Origin of the sequence: Plantactinospora sp. ZYX-F-223 (genome assembly GCF_039649625.1) — a bacterium.
Classification (GTDB): domain Bacteria; phylum Actinomycetota; class Actinomycetes; order Mycobacteriales; family Micromonosporaceae; genus Plantactinospora.
Genome location: NZ_JBDJAV010000005.1, coordinates 126,825 through 142,214, shown reverse-complemented (window position 1 = coordinate 142,214; position 15,390 = coordinate 126,825). Strand labels below are relative to the sequence as shown.

Annotated in this window: 16 protein-coding genes; 14 read left to right on the top strand and 2 right to left on the bottom strand. The window is 73.5% G+C overall.

Features of this window, described 5'->3' with window-relative positions:
• The first annotated feature begins 119 nt into the window (after window positions 1-119).
• Genes AAH979_RS07070 through AAH979_RS07060 form a run of 3 tightly spaced genes read left to right on the top strand, consistent with a single transcriptional unit; the run spans window position 120 to window position 1,258 of the window.
• A complete protein-coding gene (locus tag AAH979_RS07070) occupies window positions 120-521 on the top strand; it encodes a GntR family transcriptional regulator (protein WP_346257214.1) in 402 nt (133 codons plus the stop codon).
• Window positions 521-724, top strand: coding sequence for a hypothetical protein (locus tag AAH979_RS07065; RefSeq protein WP_346257213.1), 204 nt, complete (start codon window positions 521-523; stop codon window positions 722-724). The genes AAH979_RS07070 and AAH979_RS07065 overlap by 1 nt, the downstream gene beginning before the upstream one ends.
• Window positions 725-733: 9 nt before the next feature.
• The gene (locus tag AAH979_RS07060; protein WP_346257212.1) at window positions 734-1,258 is read left to right on the top strand and encodes a GNAT family N-acetyltransferase; all 525 of its coding nucleotides are present in this window, start codon (window positions 734-736) and stop codon (window positions 1,256-1,258) included.
• 172 nt (window positions 1,259-1,430) lie between these two features.
• On the opposite strand, the gene AAH979_RS07055 is transcribed toward AAH979_RS07060, so the two are convergent.
• A complete protein-coding gene (locus tag AAH979_RS07055) occupies window positions 1,431-2,393 on the bottom strand; it encodes an aminoglycoside phosphotransferase family protein (RefSeq protein ID WP_346257211.1) in 963 nt (320 codons plus the stop codon).
• Between the two features lie 190 nt (window positions 2,394-2,583).
• Here AAH979_RS07055 and AAH979_RS07050 point away from each other — a divergent pair, with 190 nt between their 5' ends.
• The 5 genes from AAH979_RS07050 to AAH979_RS07030 all read left to right on the top strand — a co-directional run bounded on the left by AAH979_RS07050 (window position 2,584) and on the right by AAH979_RS07030 (window position 7,587).
• Window positions 2,584-3,213 carry a LysE family translocator gene (locus tag AAH979_RS07050; RefSeq protein ID WP_346257210.1) on the top strand — a complete coding sequence of 210 codons (630 nt, stop codon included), beginning with the start codon at window positions 2,584-2,586 and terminating at the stop codon, window positions 3,211-3,213.
• Window positions 3,214-3,506: 293 nt separating this feature from the next.
• A complete protein-coding gene (locus AAH979_RS07045) occupies window positions 3,507-4,277 on the top strand; it encodes a protease inhibitor I9 family protein (RefSeq protein WP_346257209.1) in 771 nt (256 codons plus the stop codon).
• Entirely contained in the window at window positions 4,271-6,655 is a 2,385-nt protein-coding gene (locus AAH979_RS07040) for a S8 family serine peptidase (RefSeq protein WP_346257208.1), read from the top strand. Before AAH979_RS07045 ends, AAH979_RS07040 begins: the two co-directional genes overlap by 7 nt.
• Window positions 6,656-6,814: 159 nt before the next feature.
• Window positions 6,815-7,276 (top strand): hypothetical protein, encoded by a 462-nt coding sequence (locus AAH979_RS07035; protein ID WP_346257207.1) that lies wholly within the window; start codon window positions 6,815-6,817, stop codon window positions 7,274-7,276.
• A gap of 83 nt (window positions 7,277-7,359) precedes the next feature.
• The gene (locus AAH979_RS07030) at window positions 7,360-7,587 is read left to right on the top strand and encodes a hypothetical protein (RefSeq protein WP_346257206.1); all 228 of its coding nucleotides are present in this window, start codon (window positions 7,360-7,362) and stop codon (window positions 7,585-7,587) included.
• A 21-nt stretch (window positions 7,588-7,608) separates the two neighbouring features.
• On the opposite strand, the gene AAH979_RS07025 is transcribed toward AAH979_RS07030, so the two are convergent.
• Complete coding sequence (locus AAH979_RS07025; protein WP_346257205.1) at window positions 7,609-8,232, bottom strand: DedA family protein; 624 nt, start codon at window positions 8,230-8,232, stop codon at window positions 7,609-7,611.
• Window positions 8,233-8,550: 318 nt separating this feature from the next.
• Here AAH979_RS07025 and AAH979_RS07020 point away from each other — a divergent pair, with 318 nt between their 5' ends.
• The 6 genes from AAH979_RS07020 (at window position 8,551) to AAH979_RS06995 (ending at window position 15,376) form a co-directional block, all read left to right on the top strand.
• Window positions 8,551-9,597 carry an L-dopachrome tautomerase-related protein gene (locus AAH979_RS07020; protein WP_346257204.1) on the top strand — a complete coding sequence of 349 codons (1,047 nt, stop codon included), beginning with the start codon at window positions 8,551-8,553 and terminating at the stop codon, window positions 9,595-9,597.
• 364 nt (window positions 9,598-9,961) lie between these two features.
• Window positions 9,962-11,113 carry an ATP-binding protein gene (locus AAH979_RS07015; protein ID WP_346257333.1) on the top strand — a complete coding sequence of 384 codons (1,152 nt, stop codon included), beginning with the start codon at window positions 9,962-9,964 and terminating at the stop codon, window positions 11,111-11,113.
• On the top strand, window positions 11,103-12,257 hold the full coding sequence (locus AAH979_RS07010) for a hypothetical protein (protein WP_346257203.1): 1,155 nt from the start codon (window positions 11,103-11,105) through the stop codon (window positions 12,255-12,257). Before AAH979_RS07015 ends, AAH979_RS07010 begins: the two co-directional genes overlap by 11 nt.
• The gene (locus tag AAH979_RS07005) at window positions 12,227-12,913 is read left to right on the top strand and encodes a response regulator transcription factor (protein WP_346257202.1); all 687 of its coding nucleotides are present in this window, start codon (window positions 12,227-12,229) and stop codon (window positions 12,911-12,913) included. The genes AAH979_RS07010 and AAH979_RS07005 overlap by 31 nt, the downstream gene beginning before the upstream one ends.
• Window positions 12,914-13,150: 237 nt before the next feature.
• Entirely contained in the window at window positions 13,151-14,083 is a 933-nt protein-coding gene (locus AAH979_RS07000) for a hypothetical protein (protein ID WP_346257201.1), read from the top strand.
• A 114-nt stretch (window positions 14,084-14,197) separates the two neighbouring features.
• Window positions 14,198-15,376 (top strand): AI-2E family transporter, encoded by a 1,179-nt coding sequence (locus AAH979_RS06995; RefSeq protein ID WP_346257200.1) that lies wholly within the window; start codon window positions 14,198-14,200, stop codon window positions 15,374-15,376.
• Window positions 15,377-15,390 lie beyond the last annotated feature (14 nt).

The following is a 15,390-nucleotide window of genomic DNA, read 5'->3' as shown; positions in this document are numbered from 1 at the left end:
GGTGTCGAGGGGGCAAGTGCCCGCACCACCCCTCGTCCGCCAACGTCAAGAACTATTGTTCGTACATTCGATTAACCGCACCAGCGGATGTTCGTTCTGTTGCTCGTAGCGTCCGGTCTGTGCTAGATCCCCACTCCGGCGTTCCGCGCCATCGCCAGCTCGCTGCCGAGCTGCGAGCACGGATCACGTCCGGCGAGTGGTTGCCCGGGACGCTGCTTCCGCCCGAGGCCAGGCTCAGCCACGAATATGGAGTCGGAAGAGGCACCGTCCGTCGCGCGGTGGCAGAACTCCGTCGGGAGGGCCTCATCGACGCCGCGCCGGGACGCGGCACGCAGGTACGCGAGCAGATCGAACGGGAGCCGGTTCGGGTGCAACGTGGATCGCAGGTCGTCGCCCGGATGCCGAGCCCGGAGGAGCGAGCCTCCCTCGACATTCCCGAGGGCGTACCCGTCCTGATCGTTACCATCGGCGGCCGGTCACGGGTCCTCAGCGCCGAACGGACTGTCTTGACCTTCGCCTAATGATGCGCGGCCTCACACCCGGTGAATCACGCCGCGCCTCATACCTGGTCCAGGCCGAGCACGTCTCCGACGGGCTACGACACGCCGCCGACAACGAACTACTACACGAGGTTGCCCGACAGGTGGTCGCCGTGGTGCCGTCGGGGACCGCTCGCTCGGATGTCGCCGAACTGGAAGCCCGCATCCCGACCATCCGGACGTAGCCTTCGACGGTGGTCACCTACCGCCGTCTCGACGGCCCGTCCGCTGTGCCGTTGTTCCCGGACCTCGTCGAGCTGTACGGCGTGGTGTACGCGGAGCCGCCGTACGAGGAGGGGGCGGACGAGGTGGCCGGATTCGCGGCGAAGCTTCCTGAGGAGTCCGTACGGCCGGGCTTCACCCTGGTTGCCGCCGAGGACGGTCCGGATCTGATCGGTGCCGCCTATGGCTGGACGATGCCGGCCGGCGTGTGGTGGTCGCGTGCCGACGCCGCCCCGGCTCCGGAGGTGCTGGCGGCGGCCAAGCTTGCGGTCATGGAATGGATCGTCCACCCCGACCGCCGTCGGCGGGGCATCGGCGCCGAGCTGATGCGTCGACTCCTCGTCGACCGCCCCGAGACATGGGCAACCCTCGCATCCGACCCACGATCCCTTGCCCGACGCCTCTACGAACGGGCCGGCTGGCGAAAGATCGACACCTCACATCTGCCCTGGGGGCCCGCCATGGATCTACTCGTGCTGCCGTTGCCGATCCACTGATTGTTGAAGGGCGGGCGGGACGCGCCCGACGCAGGGCGCTGCGGCGGTCACGTGGTCGTACTTCCTCCGGCACCAGCCCGTCGCACCGGTACCGACGCAGCTCGGGGTCCTCGGACCCGGCGAACTCCCGGCACATCCGGTGCCCGGTACTCCGCCTCCTCGATGCCGCCGATCAGTGTCGACGATCCGGGACCGGCGTGCCCACGTCCTGCCGGTGGTCGGCGACGAACTCGGCCACGATCCGCCGGGCGTAGGCCGCCCGCCCCGGGTCGGCGGCCGAGAAGTCCTCCGGTGCGGGCACCCGCGCGGCCAGTCCCCAGCCCCGGCCCCGCGCCCAGGTGGCGTCGTCGACCGAGAGGGCGGCCCGGAACACGGCGCGGCTGCGTGCCGGCAGCAGCGTCCAGGCGACCATCAGGTCACAGGCCGGATCACCCACCCCCAGGCAGCCGAAGTCGATGACGGCGCGGAGCCGGCCGTCGACGGTCAGCAGGTTCCCGGCCGAGAGGTCGCCGTGGATCCAGACGCCCCGGCCGTCCCAGGCCGGGACCGCCGCGAGGGCCGCCTCCCAGACCGCCGTCAGCGCGTCGGTGTCGACCAGGCCGGCCAGGGCCGCGATCCGCGACCGGACCGAGTCGTCGGCGGCGATCGACGGCCGGCTGTCACCCACGGGTACGCCCCGATAGGCGTTGCTGGCCTCCGGCGCCGGACCGCCGGTGGGATCGATCCGGCGCAGCGCGCGGATGAACTCCGCCACGTCCCGGGCCAACTGGTCCGGGTCGGCGCCACCCTCGCGGCCCGGGTTCTCGCCGTCCAGCCACGGATAGACCGACCACCGGAACGGATAGCCCTCGGCCGGCTGCCCGAGCGCGAGCGGAACGGGGACGGTCAACGGCAGTTGCGGGGCCAGACGGGGCAGCCAGTGCTGCTCCCGGTCGACCTGCGGCGCCCATCTGGCGAAGCGGGGCAGCCGGACCACCAAGTCGTCGCCGAGCCGGTACATCGCGTTGTCGGTGCCCCAGATCCGGGTCCGCACCACGGGCAGCTCCGCCCAGCGCGGAAACTGGGTCGCGAGCAGCCGCCGGACGAGAGCCTCGTCGACCTGCACCTGGGCGGACGACGGGTCGGCGGTGGACAAACAGATCTCCCTCGGCACCGGACACGGTTGGCGGTCGCGCGGCTGTAGCTGCTGGCAGCGTAGGCGCCACCGGACGGGCGGCCCAGCCATTTTCAGCCCGGGGAGGCAGGGTGCCGGGGTGGACCGGGTGGCGTGGCGTAGGTGGCGATAACTCGGCGACGCCGGCGCCCACGGATGACACGATCACCGGATGCCGATCGACCAACACCTGCTGCTGGCGTTCACCCTGACCACGATCGTCGCCATGGTCACGCCCGGACCGGACATGCTGTTCGTGCTCGGCTGCGGGATGCGCGGCGGCTCCCGCGCCGGGCTGCTCGCCACCGCCGGGGTGGCGACCAGCGAGGCCGTCCACGTGGCCGTGGCTGCGGCCGGACTCGCCGCCCTCTTCGCGGCGGCGCCGACCGCGTTCGCGGTGGTCCGGATCGTCGGCGCCGGCTACCTGATCTATCTCGGGGTGCAGTTGATCCGGCGCCGCCGGGACGCCCACGCCGAGCTGCCGACCGGGGGCGGGCTGTCAGGCCGGAAGGCGTACCTGAGTGGGTTGCTGACCAACCTGCTCAACCCGAAGATGGTCACCTTCACGATCGCGTTCCTCCCCCAGTTCGTCGACCCGGAGTTGGGGCGGGTATGGCTGCAGTTCGCGATCCTCGGCGCCATCCTGATCGGGCTGGAGTTCCTGGTCGACGGCGCCGTCGGGGTGTTCGCCGGGCGGATCGGCGGCTGGCTGCGCCGGCGGACCGCCGTACGCCGCCGGATCGACGCGGCGACCGGCGGCATCTTCATCGGCCTCGGGGTGCGGCTCGCCGTCGAACGGTGAGCCCGGCCGTGCCTCGGCAGGCATGGCCGGCAGGGCACGCCGGTTGCCCGCTGGCGCGCTGGGCCTGGCGGCAGGTGCGGTGCTGCCATGGCCGGCTGCTGCCGTCGGGGCGCCGCCGGTACCGGCACGCGGGCATCGTGATCTTGAATTGCCGAGTCGGGCGTAACATCCCACGAATCCCTGGTTGACCAGTGTCGGGTTGAGTGGGGCCGCGTTCCTCCGCGTTTCCGGCGGAGAGCGCGTTTTCTGTCCGTGGGAGCGCTCCCTGGATCGGGAGTACTGAAAGGAGTCTCGTGGCTGACAGCACGAGCACGAGTGGCAGCCGACGTCGAAGACTGGCGGTACCCCTGCTGGTCCTCGCTCTGGCCAGCGGCGGCACAGCCGCGCCGGGCGTCGCGTCGGCGGCCCCACCGGGCGGTACCGCCCGCAGCGGCGCCGACCTCGGGTTGGCCAAGGACCGGGACCGGCCGGAGCTGACCGGCGGTAGCGGGCGGCGCCAGTTCGACGCCGGGCGTACCCGGCCAAGGCAGCCCGATGCGGAGACGCGGTCCGCCGCGCCGACCGCGCCCGGGCGGTACGTCGTCGAACTGACCGAGGAGCCGGTGACGGCGTACTCCGGTGGGGTGTCCGGGCTGACCCGGACCCGGCCGGCACCGGGCCAGCGGCTGGCGCCGGACTCGACGGCGGCGCGGGCGTACCGGAAGCACCTCGACGCCCGACGGGACGCGGTTCTGGCGGCGACCGGTGTCACGGCCGACCGGACGTTCAGCACAGCGTTCAACGGATTCTCGGCCACGCTGACCCCGGCCCAGGTGACTGCGCTCCGGCAGGACGCCCGGGTCCACGCCGTCACCGAGTCCCGGCTGGTCCGTACCCCCCCGGAGGCACGACGACGCCCGGCGGGCCGGCCACCGACCCGACCGGAAGTCCTGCCCCGACGGCACCCGGCGGCGCGCCGACGACCGTCACCGCGACCACGGCCGCGACCGGCGCAACCGGCGCGGCCTCGGCGGGCGGCGCCAGGCCGGACCGGCCCAGACCGGGCACCGGGGCCGGGATGGTGATCGGGGTCCTCGACACCGGGATCTGGCCGGAGAGCCCGTCCTTTGCCAAGCGGATGCCGGCGCCGAGCGGCTGGCGGGGCACCTGCCAGACCGGTACGGCCTTCGTGGCTGAGCACTGCAACGGCAAGATCGTGGGGGCCCGCTACTTCGCCGACACCTACCTGGCGGCCCGGGGTGCCCTGCCGCAGGGCGAGGTGCTCTCCGCCCGGGACATGGGCGGGCACGGTACGCACACCGCCTCGACCGCCGCCGGCCTGCCGATCCGCGACGTCCGCATCGACGGCCGCAGCTTCGGGCCGGTCTCCGGGGTGGCACCCGACGCGCAGATCGCCGTCTACAAGGTGCTCTGGGGTGGCGAGGGCTACGACGCCGACATCATCGCCGGGATCGACGCGGCGGTGGCCGACGGCGTACAGGTGATCAACTATTCGATCGGTCCGATGCTGGGGGACTCGCAGCCGAACACCCCGGTCGGCAGCGCCTTCCTCAATGCCGTACTCGGCGGGGTCTTCGTCTCGGCGGCGGCCGGCAACGACGGCATGAGCGGGATGATCGGCAACGCGGCACCATGGGTGACCACCGTCGGCGCGGCGGTGACCGAGGCCAACGAGGGGACGCTCCGGCTCGGCGACGGCACCCGGCTCGTCGGCGCCTCGCTGGACGTACTGCCCGGCGGTCGGCCCCGCCCGCTGGTCTTCGGCGAGCAGGCCGGTTCGCTGGATGCCTTCGCGCAGTACTGCGAGCCCGGCAGCCTCGACCCGGCGAAAATCCGCGACAAGGTGGTGGCCTGCGCCCTGGGTAACCCGTACACGCAGGTGCAGGAGGTGAAGGCGAAGGGCGGCGCGGCGATGGTCCTCTTCGTCCCCGAGGGCAACTTCCGGGTCAACTCCGTCTACGACTTCCCGGTGCTCTACCTGCCGACCGAGGAGCAGGCCGGCACACTCTTCAGCTACCTGATGCGGCACCCGACCGACGGCAGCGCGCTGCTGACCTCCGGTGGCAACGGCTCCAGCCTGCCGGGCACGCCGAGCGTCGCCGACTTCTCCTCGAAGGGACCGAACCAGGTGGCCTACGGGGTGTTGAAGCCGGACGTCGTCGCGCCGGGCGCGGACATCGTCGCGGCGGTCTCCCCACCGGGCAACTTCGGGCGGGAGTACGACGTCTATTCCGGCACCTCGATGGCGGCACCGTACCTGGCCGGCGCGGCGGCGATCCTGCGGGCGAAGCACCCGGAGTGGTCGCCCGGGGCGGTCGCCTCGGCGCTGCGTACCACCGCCACCGGCACCGAGGGCACGACGTCGCCCCTGGAACAGGGCAGCGGGCTGGTCGACCTGGACCGGGCCGGCGACCCCGGCCTGGTGGTCGAGCCGACCCCGGCCGAACTTACCGCGTTCGCCGAGTCGGCCACCCCGGACGGCCGGGAGGTCAACCTGCCGGCGATCTCGCTGCGGGAGTACGACGCGACGAAGCCGGTGACGCTGACCCGCCGGCTGACCAACGTCGGGACCGCGCGGGAGACGTACCGGGCATCGGTGACCGGGCTGCCGGGAATGCGGGTGACCGTCTCGCCGGAGGCGGTGACGGTGGACCCGGGGCGGACCGCCACGGTGACCGTCACGCTGCGCCGGGGCAGCGCGCCGTGGGACCGCTTCACGACCGGGGCGATCACCTGGCGCAGCAAGGCCCATTCGGTACGGCTGCCGGTGGCCGCCCGGCCGTGGGGGCTGACTCCCCGGCCGTACGGAGACGACGGGCTGGAGTTCGGCCGGCTCCAGAACGGTGCCTTCGGGCTGTTGGAGGTCGGCTTCACCGGCCCGGTCGCCGGTCGCTCGACCGGCTACACCCCGATCCGGTGGACGCAGCAGCGCATGCCGGCCGGAGTGCAGGGCGGTGTCTTCGACCCGCACGCCGCCGGAGTACGCGCACACGCCTTCACGGTGCCGACCGGCACCGCCGGGCTGGTGGTGCAGACCGCCTCCGACGACCCCGGCGACGACCTCGACCTCTGGCTGTTCAAGGGCGACGAGTTGGTCTACAAGAGCGCCAACTGGCACAGCCAGGAGCAGGCGTACGTCTTCCTGCCCGAGCCCGGCCGGTACACGGCGTACGTCTTCGCGTACACCGCAGGGGACGCGACGGTCGACTACCGGCTCGGGCACGCCCTGATCGCCCGCCACGGCCGGTACGCCCCTGCGACGCTGACCCTGCCGGCGACGGTGGAGCGGGGCAGCACGCCGTCGTTCAGGCTCCGGCCGGACGGGCCGCTGCCCGAGGGCGAGCACTGGGCGTACACCGAGTTGACCACCGGCGGGGAGGTGATCCCCGGGCACCTGGTCTACACCAGCCAGTCCTCCTGGCCGCAACCGGCAGCCCGGTGAGGTAACGGTTCACCGGTCGGGGCGGAATCGTCGCCCGCCCCGACCGGTGCCGGCCGAGTCACCCCGGGGAGCTTCCGGCCATGGTTCCGGGTTTCCCGCAGCCGCGCCCGGGTAGCAGCGAGGCGAGGTACGGCCGGCCCGGCTCGGAGAGGAGCCCAGGTGACGGATCCGCACCGGTTGCGCGCGGCCTCGGCGGCGGCGATCCGGGGCGCCACCCGGGGAGCGTTCGCCGCGATGGCGATGTCCGGCTTCCGGCAGGTGACCACCGGCCTCGGACTGGTCCGGCGTACCCCACCCGAGGAGGTGCTGCGGCAGACCGCGCCCAGCCTGTTCCGGCGGATCCCGGTGGACCGCCGGCAGGCCCTGGTCGAGTTGGTCCACTGGGCCTACGGTGCCGGCGGCGGGATGCTCTTCGGACTGCTGCCCCGATCGGTACGGCGGCAGGGCTGGGCCGGCCCGGCGTACGGCTTCGCCTTCTGGGCCGTCTTCGAGGCGGGCCTCGCTCCACTGCTCGGCATCGACGAGCGCCGGCACGGCGGCCGGGAGCGGTTGGCGCTGCTCGCCGACCACCTGCTGTACGGCGTCGTGGTGGCGGCGTCACCCTGGCCGCACGCCGACTGACCCGCCCGCCCGGGTACCGGTCGGTGGAATCAATGGCCGCTAACCGGGTAGCCGACAACGGCAACCGAGGGAGGGAGACCGCAATGGGTAAGGTGCACGGTCACGCCGACAACATCGTCTACGACCTCGTGTCGATCCAGTACCACGCCCTCAAGGGCGGTCAGGTCTACGAGCAGTACAAGAGCGACGCCGAGGGACACGACGACATCCGGCAGTTTCTCGACCGCATCCAGCGGGAGGACATGGACCGGGCCCGCCGGGCCCAGGAGTTGCTGGCCAGCATCATCGACGTACCCGTGGGAGCCCGCTGACCGGCGGCGACGCCCGCCCGGTCACGGCCGGGTTCCGCGCCGCGCGCGGCGCCGTCGCCGGATCAGCCACCACGCCGCCAGGCAGAGCACCACCAGCGCGGCGAGGCCGGCACCGGCCTCGCCGAGGTGGTTCTCGATCCGCCGCCAGGAGGCGCCGGCCAGATAGCCGACCATCACCACGGCGGTCGCCCAGGCCGCGCCGCCGAGGGCGTTGAAGAGCAGGAACCGGCGGTACGGCATCCGGTTCATCCCGGCCAGCGCCGGCACCAGGGTGCGGAGCACGCCGACCCACCGTCCCAGCAGTACGGCCAGCGGTCCGTGCCGGTCCACGAACCGCTCGGCGCGGCTCCAGCGCTCCTCGCCGACCCAGCGCCCGGCACGGCTGCGCCGCAGCGGCGGGCCGGCCCAGCGACCGATCTCGTATCCGACGCTGTCTCCGGCGATGGCGGCGACGGTGGAGACCACGACCATCGCCGGCAGGCTCACCCGGCCGGTCGCGGCGAGCGCTCCACCCAGCAGCAGCGCGGTCTCGCCGGGCAGGAACAGCCCGACGAACGCGGCGGACTCGCCGAAGGCGAGCCCACCGACCACCAGCAGCGCCGCCCAGCCGGAGAGTGCGCTGAGGGTGTCGATGACGCTGTCCACCCCGGGCCGCCCGTCAGCCGGTACCGGCAGCCGACCGGCCGGCGTCACGGCTCTGGTTGCCGCCGGGCGGCTGGTGGAGTACCCCGCACCCCATCGCACCGATGGGCCGGCGGTGGGCGGGCGTTTCGGCCGGGGCGAACTCCACCCGGCCATCGTGCCCGAGGAGATGCCCCGAAACGCCGTAAATACCCCGACTAGCGCAGCCGGCTCCCCGGCTGCCGGCGGCGGGGACCCCCTCAGGCAGCCGGCATCGCCGGACAGCACTGAGCTGCAACGAAAGGGACTTTCCGGGGCTTGTCCGGCGATAGGCTCGGCGGCGTGCGCCCCACCATCCAGGAGAATCCCCGGCTGCGTCCGGTGGCCGCCAGCGACCGGGTCTGGACCGGCGTGACCACCACCGGCGACGGCCGGGTCTTCGTGAGCTTCCCGTCCGCCGACGGACCCGGGATCCAGGTCGGTGAGGTGGTCTCGGACGGCCGGGTCGTCCCCTATCCCGACCCGGCCTGGAACGAGGTACGCGACGACCTCGATCCCGAGGGCGCCTTCGTGCACGTGAACGGGCTGCGGATCGGGCCGGACGGCAACCTCTGGATCGTCGACTCGGGAAGTCCCGGCATCGGGCTGCCGGTCGTACCCGGAGGTCCACGGCTGATCGTCGTGGAGCTGGACTCCGCGACGGTGGTCCGGAGCTATGACCTCGGCCCGGCGCTGCGGCCGAACAGCTACGTCGACGACGTCCGGTTCAACGGCCGGATGGGCTACCTGACCGACGCGGGTGCCCCCGGGCTGATCGTGCTGGACCTGGCGACCGCAGCGTGCCGCCGGGTACTCGACGGGCACGCCAGCACCGTCGCCCGCCGCCCGCTGCGGGCCGACGGGGAGATGCTCCGCGACGCGCACGGCCGGGAACTGCGGATCCACGCCGACCAGTTGGAGGTGTCGCCGGACGGGCGTTACCTCTACTACCAGCCCGCCTCGGGGCCGCTGCACCGGATCGAGACGCGCTGCCTCGACGACCCGGGGATCCCACCGGAGATCGTCGCCCGGCAGGCCGAGCCGTGGGTGGACACCCCGACCACCGGCGGCACCGCGATCGACGCGGCCGGAGTGATCTATCTGAGCGACGTGGACCGGCGACGCATCCTGGCGATCGATCTCGATCGCCGGATCGAGACCCTGGTCGCCGACCCCCGGCTGGTCTGGGGCGACGCGCTCTGGCTCGACGGCACCGGTCAGCTCTGGATCCCGGCGGCCCAGCTCAACCGCACTCCGGGACTTGCCGGTGGCGTCTCCAGCGTCGACTACCCGGTGTGGATCTACCGGATGCCGGTCGACGCGGTGCCACCCGCCAACGACCACGCCTGATCCCCCGACCCGTACGGCGGGCCCGGCCCCCGGTACGGGTCGCGCTGACCCCCGTACGGCTGTCACACTGACCCCCGTCCGGCCGTCACCGTGACCCCCGTTCGGTGGTCGGGTCGGGCCGGGCGGTCCGGCGGCCCTCGGATGGAAGGCAGCCGGCAGACCAACTGCGATCTGGGACAAACCAACCGTTATACCTCTGCTATTGTTCGCCTTCGATACGTAGGGGCGCGGTCCGGTTCGGACGTGCTGCCACGGCGGCGGAGCAACGGGAGGTCGGGCACACATGTCTGTCTCCCCCGCCACCGCCGGCTCCTCCCCGGTCGGGCCCGCCGGGCCGGTCGACCCGGCGCCGGCCGGCGCCGAGATGCCCGCGGCCAGCGCGCTGGGCTGGGTCTACACGGTCTTTCCGGCCCTACTCCGGCTCACCTGCGGGATCGCCTGTGCGGTGCCGGCACTCGCGGTGCGTACCCCGCCGGTCTCCACCCCGCTGCTCGTCGTCGTGGTGAGCCTGCTGACCGTCTGGTCGGTGCTCTTCGCGGCCCTGGTGATCCGGTGGCGCCGGCCGGGGCCCGCGATGGCCGTCGACATCCTGCTCACCGTCGGCACCTGCCTGCTGATCCGGGACCTGGTCGCCGCCGAGGTACTGCCCGGCGAGGTGAGCTGGGTGGCGATCCAGGCCAGCACCTCGGTGATCGTCGCCCAGTTCATCCTGCCGGCCACCCACTCGGTCCCGGCCGGGCTGCTGGTGGCCGCCGCGTACGGGTTCGGCGCGCAACTGGCCGGCGACGACACCGAGGCGGTCGGGCACGCCATCACCCTCGCCGTGCAGACCGGCTCCGCGGCCGCCCTGGCCGGGGTGGCCCGACGCAGCAGCCGGCTCGCCGACCTCGCCTTCGCGGCCTACCAGGAGACCGCCCGGGCCGCCCTGACCGCCCGGGCCGCCCGGGCCGCGGAGCGGCAACAGAACCGCGACCTGCACGACACCGTGCTCTCCACCCTCACCGTGGTCGGCCTCGGTGCGGTCGCCGGGCGGTCGCCGCTGCTGCGCGAGCGGGCCGCCGCCGACCTGCGTACCCTGGCCGGCCTGGCCGGCGACCCTCCGGCGGCCGGGCCGGCCCCGGCCGGTGAGGTCCGGCTGATCGCCCTCGACGAGCGGCTGCGCACGCTGCTCGGCCGGCTGCCGGAGTTGCGGGCCAGCGCGGCGCTGGAGCCGTGCGCGGTGCCGGCCCCGGTCGCCGAGGCGGTCACCCACAGCACCGGCGAAGCACTGTCCAATGTGCTCCGGCACGCGCCCGGGGCCACCGCCTCGGTGCGGCTGTGCCGCAGCGGCGACACCGTCGCGGTCGAGGTGGTCGACGACGGCCCCGGCTTCGACCCGGACACGGTCCCCCGGCACCGGTACGGCCTGCGGGAGTCCGTGCACGGCCGGATGGCGACGGTCGGTGGTCGGGCCGAGGTCTCGTCCGCGCCCGGTCGGGGTACCCGGATCCGGCTGGAGTGGTCGGATGTCCACTGACCTGGCCGGCGGTGCGGCGGGCACCGTCACCGCCACCGTCGAGCGGGGTCCCCGGATCGCGGCGGTGGTGATCGCGTTCGGTTGGCACCTCGCCATCAACCTGCCGGCGGTGCTCGGCAGTTGGCAGCAGTACCGGCTGCCCTGGGTCGTCGGCGCCGGCTGGCTGGTCTTCAGCGCGGTGGGTGTGGTCGCCGCGGTCAACCTGCTGCGCGGCACGCCCTCGCCGACCTGGCCGCTGGTCGGGGTACTGCTCCTGGTCGACGTGGCGGTCTTCGCCTGCGTACCGGGGTCGCTGGTCTTCGACTCCGCCAACTTCGGCTGGGCGACGCTGGGCTGGTTCGTCGTACTCCTGCTCTGGGGTCGGCGGATCCCGGCCCTGGTCGCGGTGCTGGCGGTCGGCGCGGCGATCGCCCTGGTCGGGGTACTCGCGCGGCGCGGCGGCGGCGCGGCGGACCTGAGCCGGTACGCGATGGCCGTCTACGGCAACGCGACGCTGCCGATCGCGATGATGATCGCGGTCAACCTGCTCGGCACCCTCGCCGGCTCCACCGCCCGGACGGCCGCGGCCCGGACGGCGATCGAGACCGAGCGGGCCGCCGCCGGCCGGACGCACCAGACCCGTCGGGACCGGCTCGCCGCGCTGGACCGGACCGCCGGGGCCATCCTGACCGACCTCGCGCAGGGGCGGGCCGATCCGGCGGATCCGGCCGTGCAGCGCCGCTGCGCCCTGGAGGCGTCCCGGTTGCGCCGGCTGATCGCCGAGTCGGACGACGTGCCGGATCCGCTGCTGCACGAGCTGCGCGCCTGTGTCGACGTGGTGGAACGCAACGGCCTGCCGGTCGACTTCGTGGCCGTCGGCACGCTGCCGCCGCTGCCGGTGGAGATCCGCCGGCAGCTCGCCGAACCGCTGACCACGACCCTGACCGCCGCGACCCGGTGGGCCCGGCTGACCGTGGTCGGCCAACCCGACGAGGTCGTGGTGAGCCTGACCACACCCGGCACGTCGATGATCACATCTGAGCCAGCCGGTCCCGGTGACACCATCGGGAGGACCGGCGACGACCTCCCCGGCGGCGAGGTCGAGTACGTCTACGAGGAGACCGAGGAACTGGTATGGGTGCAGACCCGGTGGCGGGCGGCGTGACCCCGGAAGGATCGCGGATCACGGTCGCGATCGTCGACGACCACCCGGTGGTCATCGAGGGGATCCGCTCGTGGCTGGCCACCGAGCCACGGTTGGCGGTGGTGGCGACCGGTGAGGACCCGGACCGGGTACTCGCCGCCGGCCAGCCGCCGGCCGACGTGATCCTGCTCGACCTGCGGCTGCGCGGCCGGATGGCGATCGACAAGGTGGCCGAGCTGAGCGGTGCCGGCCGGCGGGTGGTGGTCTACTCCGAACACAGCGACTCCGACACCATCCTGGCCGTACTGGACGCCGGCGCGGTCGCCTTCCTGGCCAAGCAGGAGGGCCGGGAGCACTGTGTGGACACCGTGCTCGCGGCGGCGAGCGACCGGCCGTACGTGCCGCCGGCGCTGGCCGGTGCGATCGTCGGTGACCGGCGTACCGGCCGGCCCGTGCTGTCCGACAAGGAGCGCGAGGCGCTGCTGCTCTGGTTCCAGTCGATGTCGAAGGCGTCGGTGGCCCGCCGGATGAACATCAGCGAGCACACCGTCAAGCAGTACGTCGACCGGGCCCGGATCAAGTACGCCCGGGCCGGCCGGCCCGCCGCGACCAAGGCCGCACTGCTCGCCCGGGCCATCGAGGACGGCCTCGTCCGGGCCGACGAGATCGGCAACTGACCGGCCGCACCGCTCGGCGTGCCCTGGCGCCCCGGCTGCTCGCCGCGCCGGAGCGGCAGTTTCCCGCTCCCTGCCCTGACTCTCCGGCCGCCGCAGGGCCGTAGATCCAGCGTCCGCCGCCCAACGGCTGTGCACGGGTCAGCCGAGCGTCCGACCCCCCAACAACCGTCGTGACAGCGGGTCGGAAGTCCGCCAGCCTAGGAGGTACGACGTCCCGTACCCGGGAGGCCCTCCCCCATGACCGAGAACGCGTCCCCGTTCTTCATCCGGCCGCACCGCTTCGACGACCCGGACCAGGACGACACCTACTTCCCCCGGCTCGACTGGCACCGCCGGCTGGTGCTGGACACCGACGAGCGGGTGCTGTGGCGCGACCGGGTCGAGGTCGCCGGATACCTGCTCAACCCCGGCGTCGGGCCGGACGAGTTGTCCTGGTCGCTGCCCCGGCCGGCCGAGGTGACCGTCACCGACCGGCGGCTGACGTACGTCTGTGTGGACTGCCACATTGGACCGGCACCCGGGCTGCAGGCCGATCCGCGGCACCGCCGCCGGACCGGACCGGTCAGCAGTCGGGTGGTGACCGGGCAGATCCGCTGGCAGTGGCCTGCCGGGCTGCGTATCCTCTCCGCCGGCACCGACCTGGACACCGATCCGGACGCCACCGGCGAGCGCCTGCTCGTGGTCTGCGACGCGGTACGGGCCACCGGCCGGCCGGCGCTCGCCCTCTCCGGCGGCCCGCTCGACTCGCCGCAGCGCGTACGGCGGTTGGCCACCGTGATCCGGCGGGCGGTGGCCAGGTTCCGGCTCGCCAACCCGGCCATGGTGGAACTGGCTCCGCCGGAGTGGGACGCGCTGCTCACCCGCGCCGGGCTGGCGCTGCACGCCGATGCCCTCGCCGATCCCCGGCGCGGAGTCGACCTGCCCGGATCGCTGCCGGTCGAGTTCGCGCACCGGGACGACTACTACCGTCGCTCGCTGCGCCGCCGGAACGCGCCGACGCCGAGCCGGAGTTCCGCCCCGCCGACCGGCAATTCGTCGACACCGGGCGCGGGTTCGCCGGCACCCGGCCGGAACCTGCCGCCATCGGGCCGGAACTCGGCGGCACCGGGCCGGTTGCCCGGGGTCCCACCGGCCCGCTGGCCGGCACGGCAGCCGGGCTCCGCCTCCTGACCGGACCGGTCGGGCGCCCAACGCCCCCGGAACCGAACAGATCGACCCACAGCGGCAGGTGTCGCCCGGGCCTCGGGCGGGTACCCGTGACGCCGAGGTCGACAGGAGGCGGACATGGGCAACGCGGCCGACCGGTCGAACGGGTACGGTGGGCGCCCCAGCCAGCTATTGGACCGTCTCCCCTGGTTGGTGCGCTGGGCGGTGCTGGCCAGCGCCTGCCTGCTCGTCATCGCCGCCGGGGCGTACGTCCTGGCGCAGATCGCCACCCGGCTCGCACCGCTGAGCATCGCGCTAGCGGCCACCCTGTTCCTGGCCGCGCTGCTCGATCCGGTGGCCAGCCGGCTGCGGCGGCACCGCTTCCCGCCCGCGCTGGCCGCGCTGACCGCCGTACTGCTGCTGCTGGGGCTGCTCGGCGGCGCCGTACTGCTGATCTGGCGGCTGACCGCCGACCAGTTCTCCGACCTGGCCAAGCAGCTCGACCAGGGGCTGGAGCGTACCCGGGACTTCCTCATCGGTGGGTTGCCGATCAGCGAGCAGCAGCTCGACAAGTGGACCCGGCAGGCCGTGACCGGGATCCAGAAGTCGGCGCCCGACCCGGTCAGCGGCGCGGCCACCGTGGCGGAGGCGGTCGGCGGCCTGCTGCTGGTCCTGGTACTGCTGTTCTTCCTGTTGAAGGATGGCCGCCCGATGTGGCGGTGGGTGCTGGACCGGGTCGCCGAGCGGTCCCGGGCCCGGACGGCCGTGGCCGGTCGGGCCGGCTGGCACACGTTGGGCGCGTACACCCGGGGCACGATGATGATCGCCGCGATCGACGCGATCGGCATCGGGGCCGCCCTGGTGATCCTCCGCGTTCCGCTGGCGCTGCCGCTGGCGGTAATCACGTTCCTCGGCGGCTTCGTACCGATCATCGGCGCCACCGTCGCCGGGAGCGTCGCGGTACTCGTCGCGCTGGCCGCGAAGGGGCCGACCACCGCGCTACTGGTGCTGGCGGCGGTGATCGCCGTGCAGCAGACGGAGGGGAACCTGCTCGAACCGCTGATCATGAAACGGCAGGTACGGCTGCATCCGGTGGTGGTGCTGCTGGTGGTCACCGCCGGCACACTGCTCGGCGGCATCGTCGGCGCCTTCGTCGCGGTGCCGATCGCCGCGGTGCTCTACAACGTGGTCAACACGGTGGCGGCGGATCGGCGGGCCCGGACCGGCAACGACGACGATCGGGGCGAGCCGGCCGGCGAGGCGGACGAGCCGGGCCCGGCATCCGGTGACGCCGGCCGGAACCCGTCGGAGAGCTGACCCGCGGCTTACCC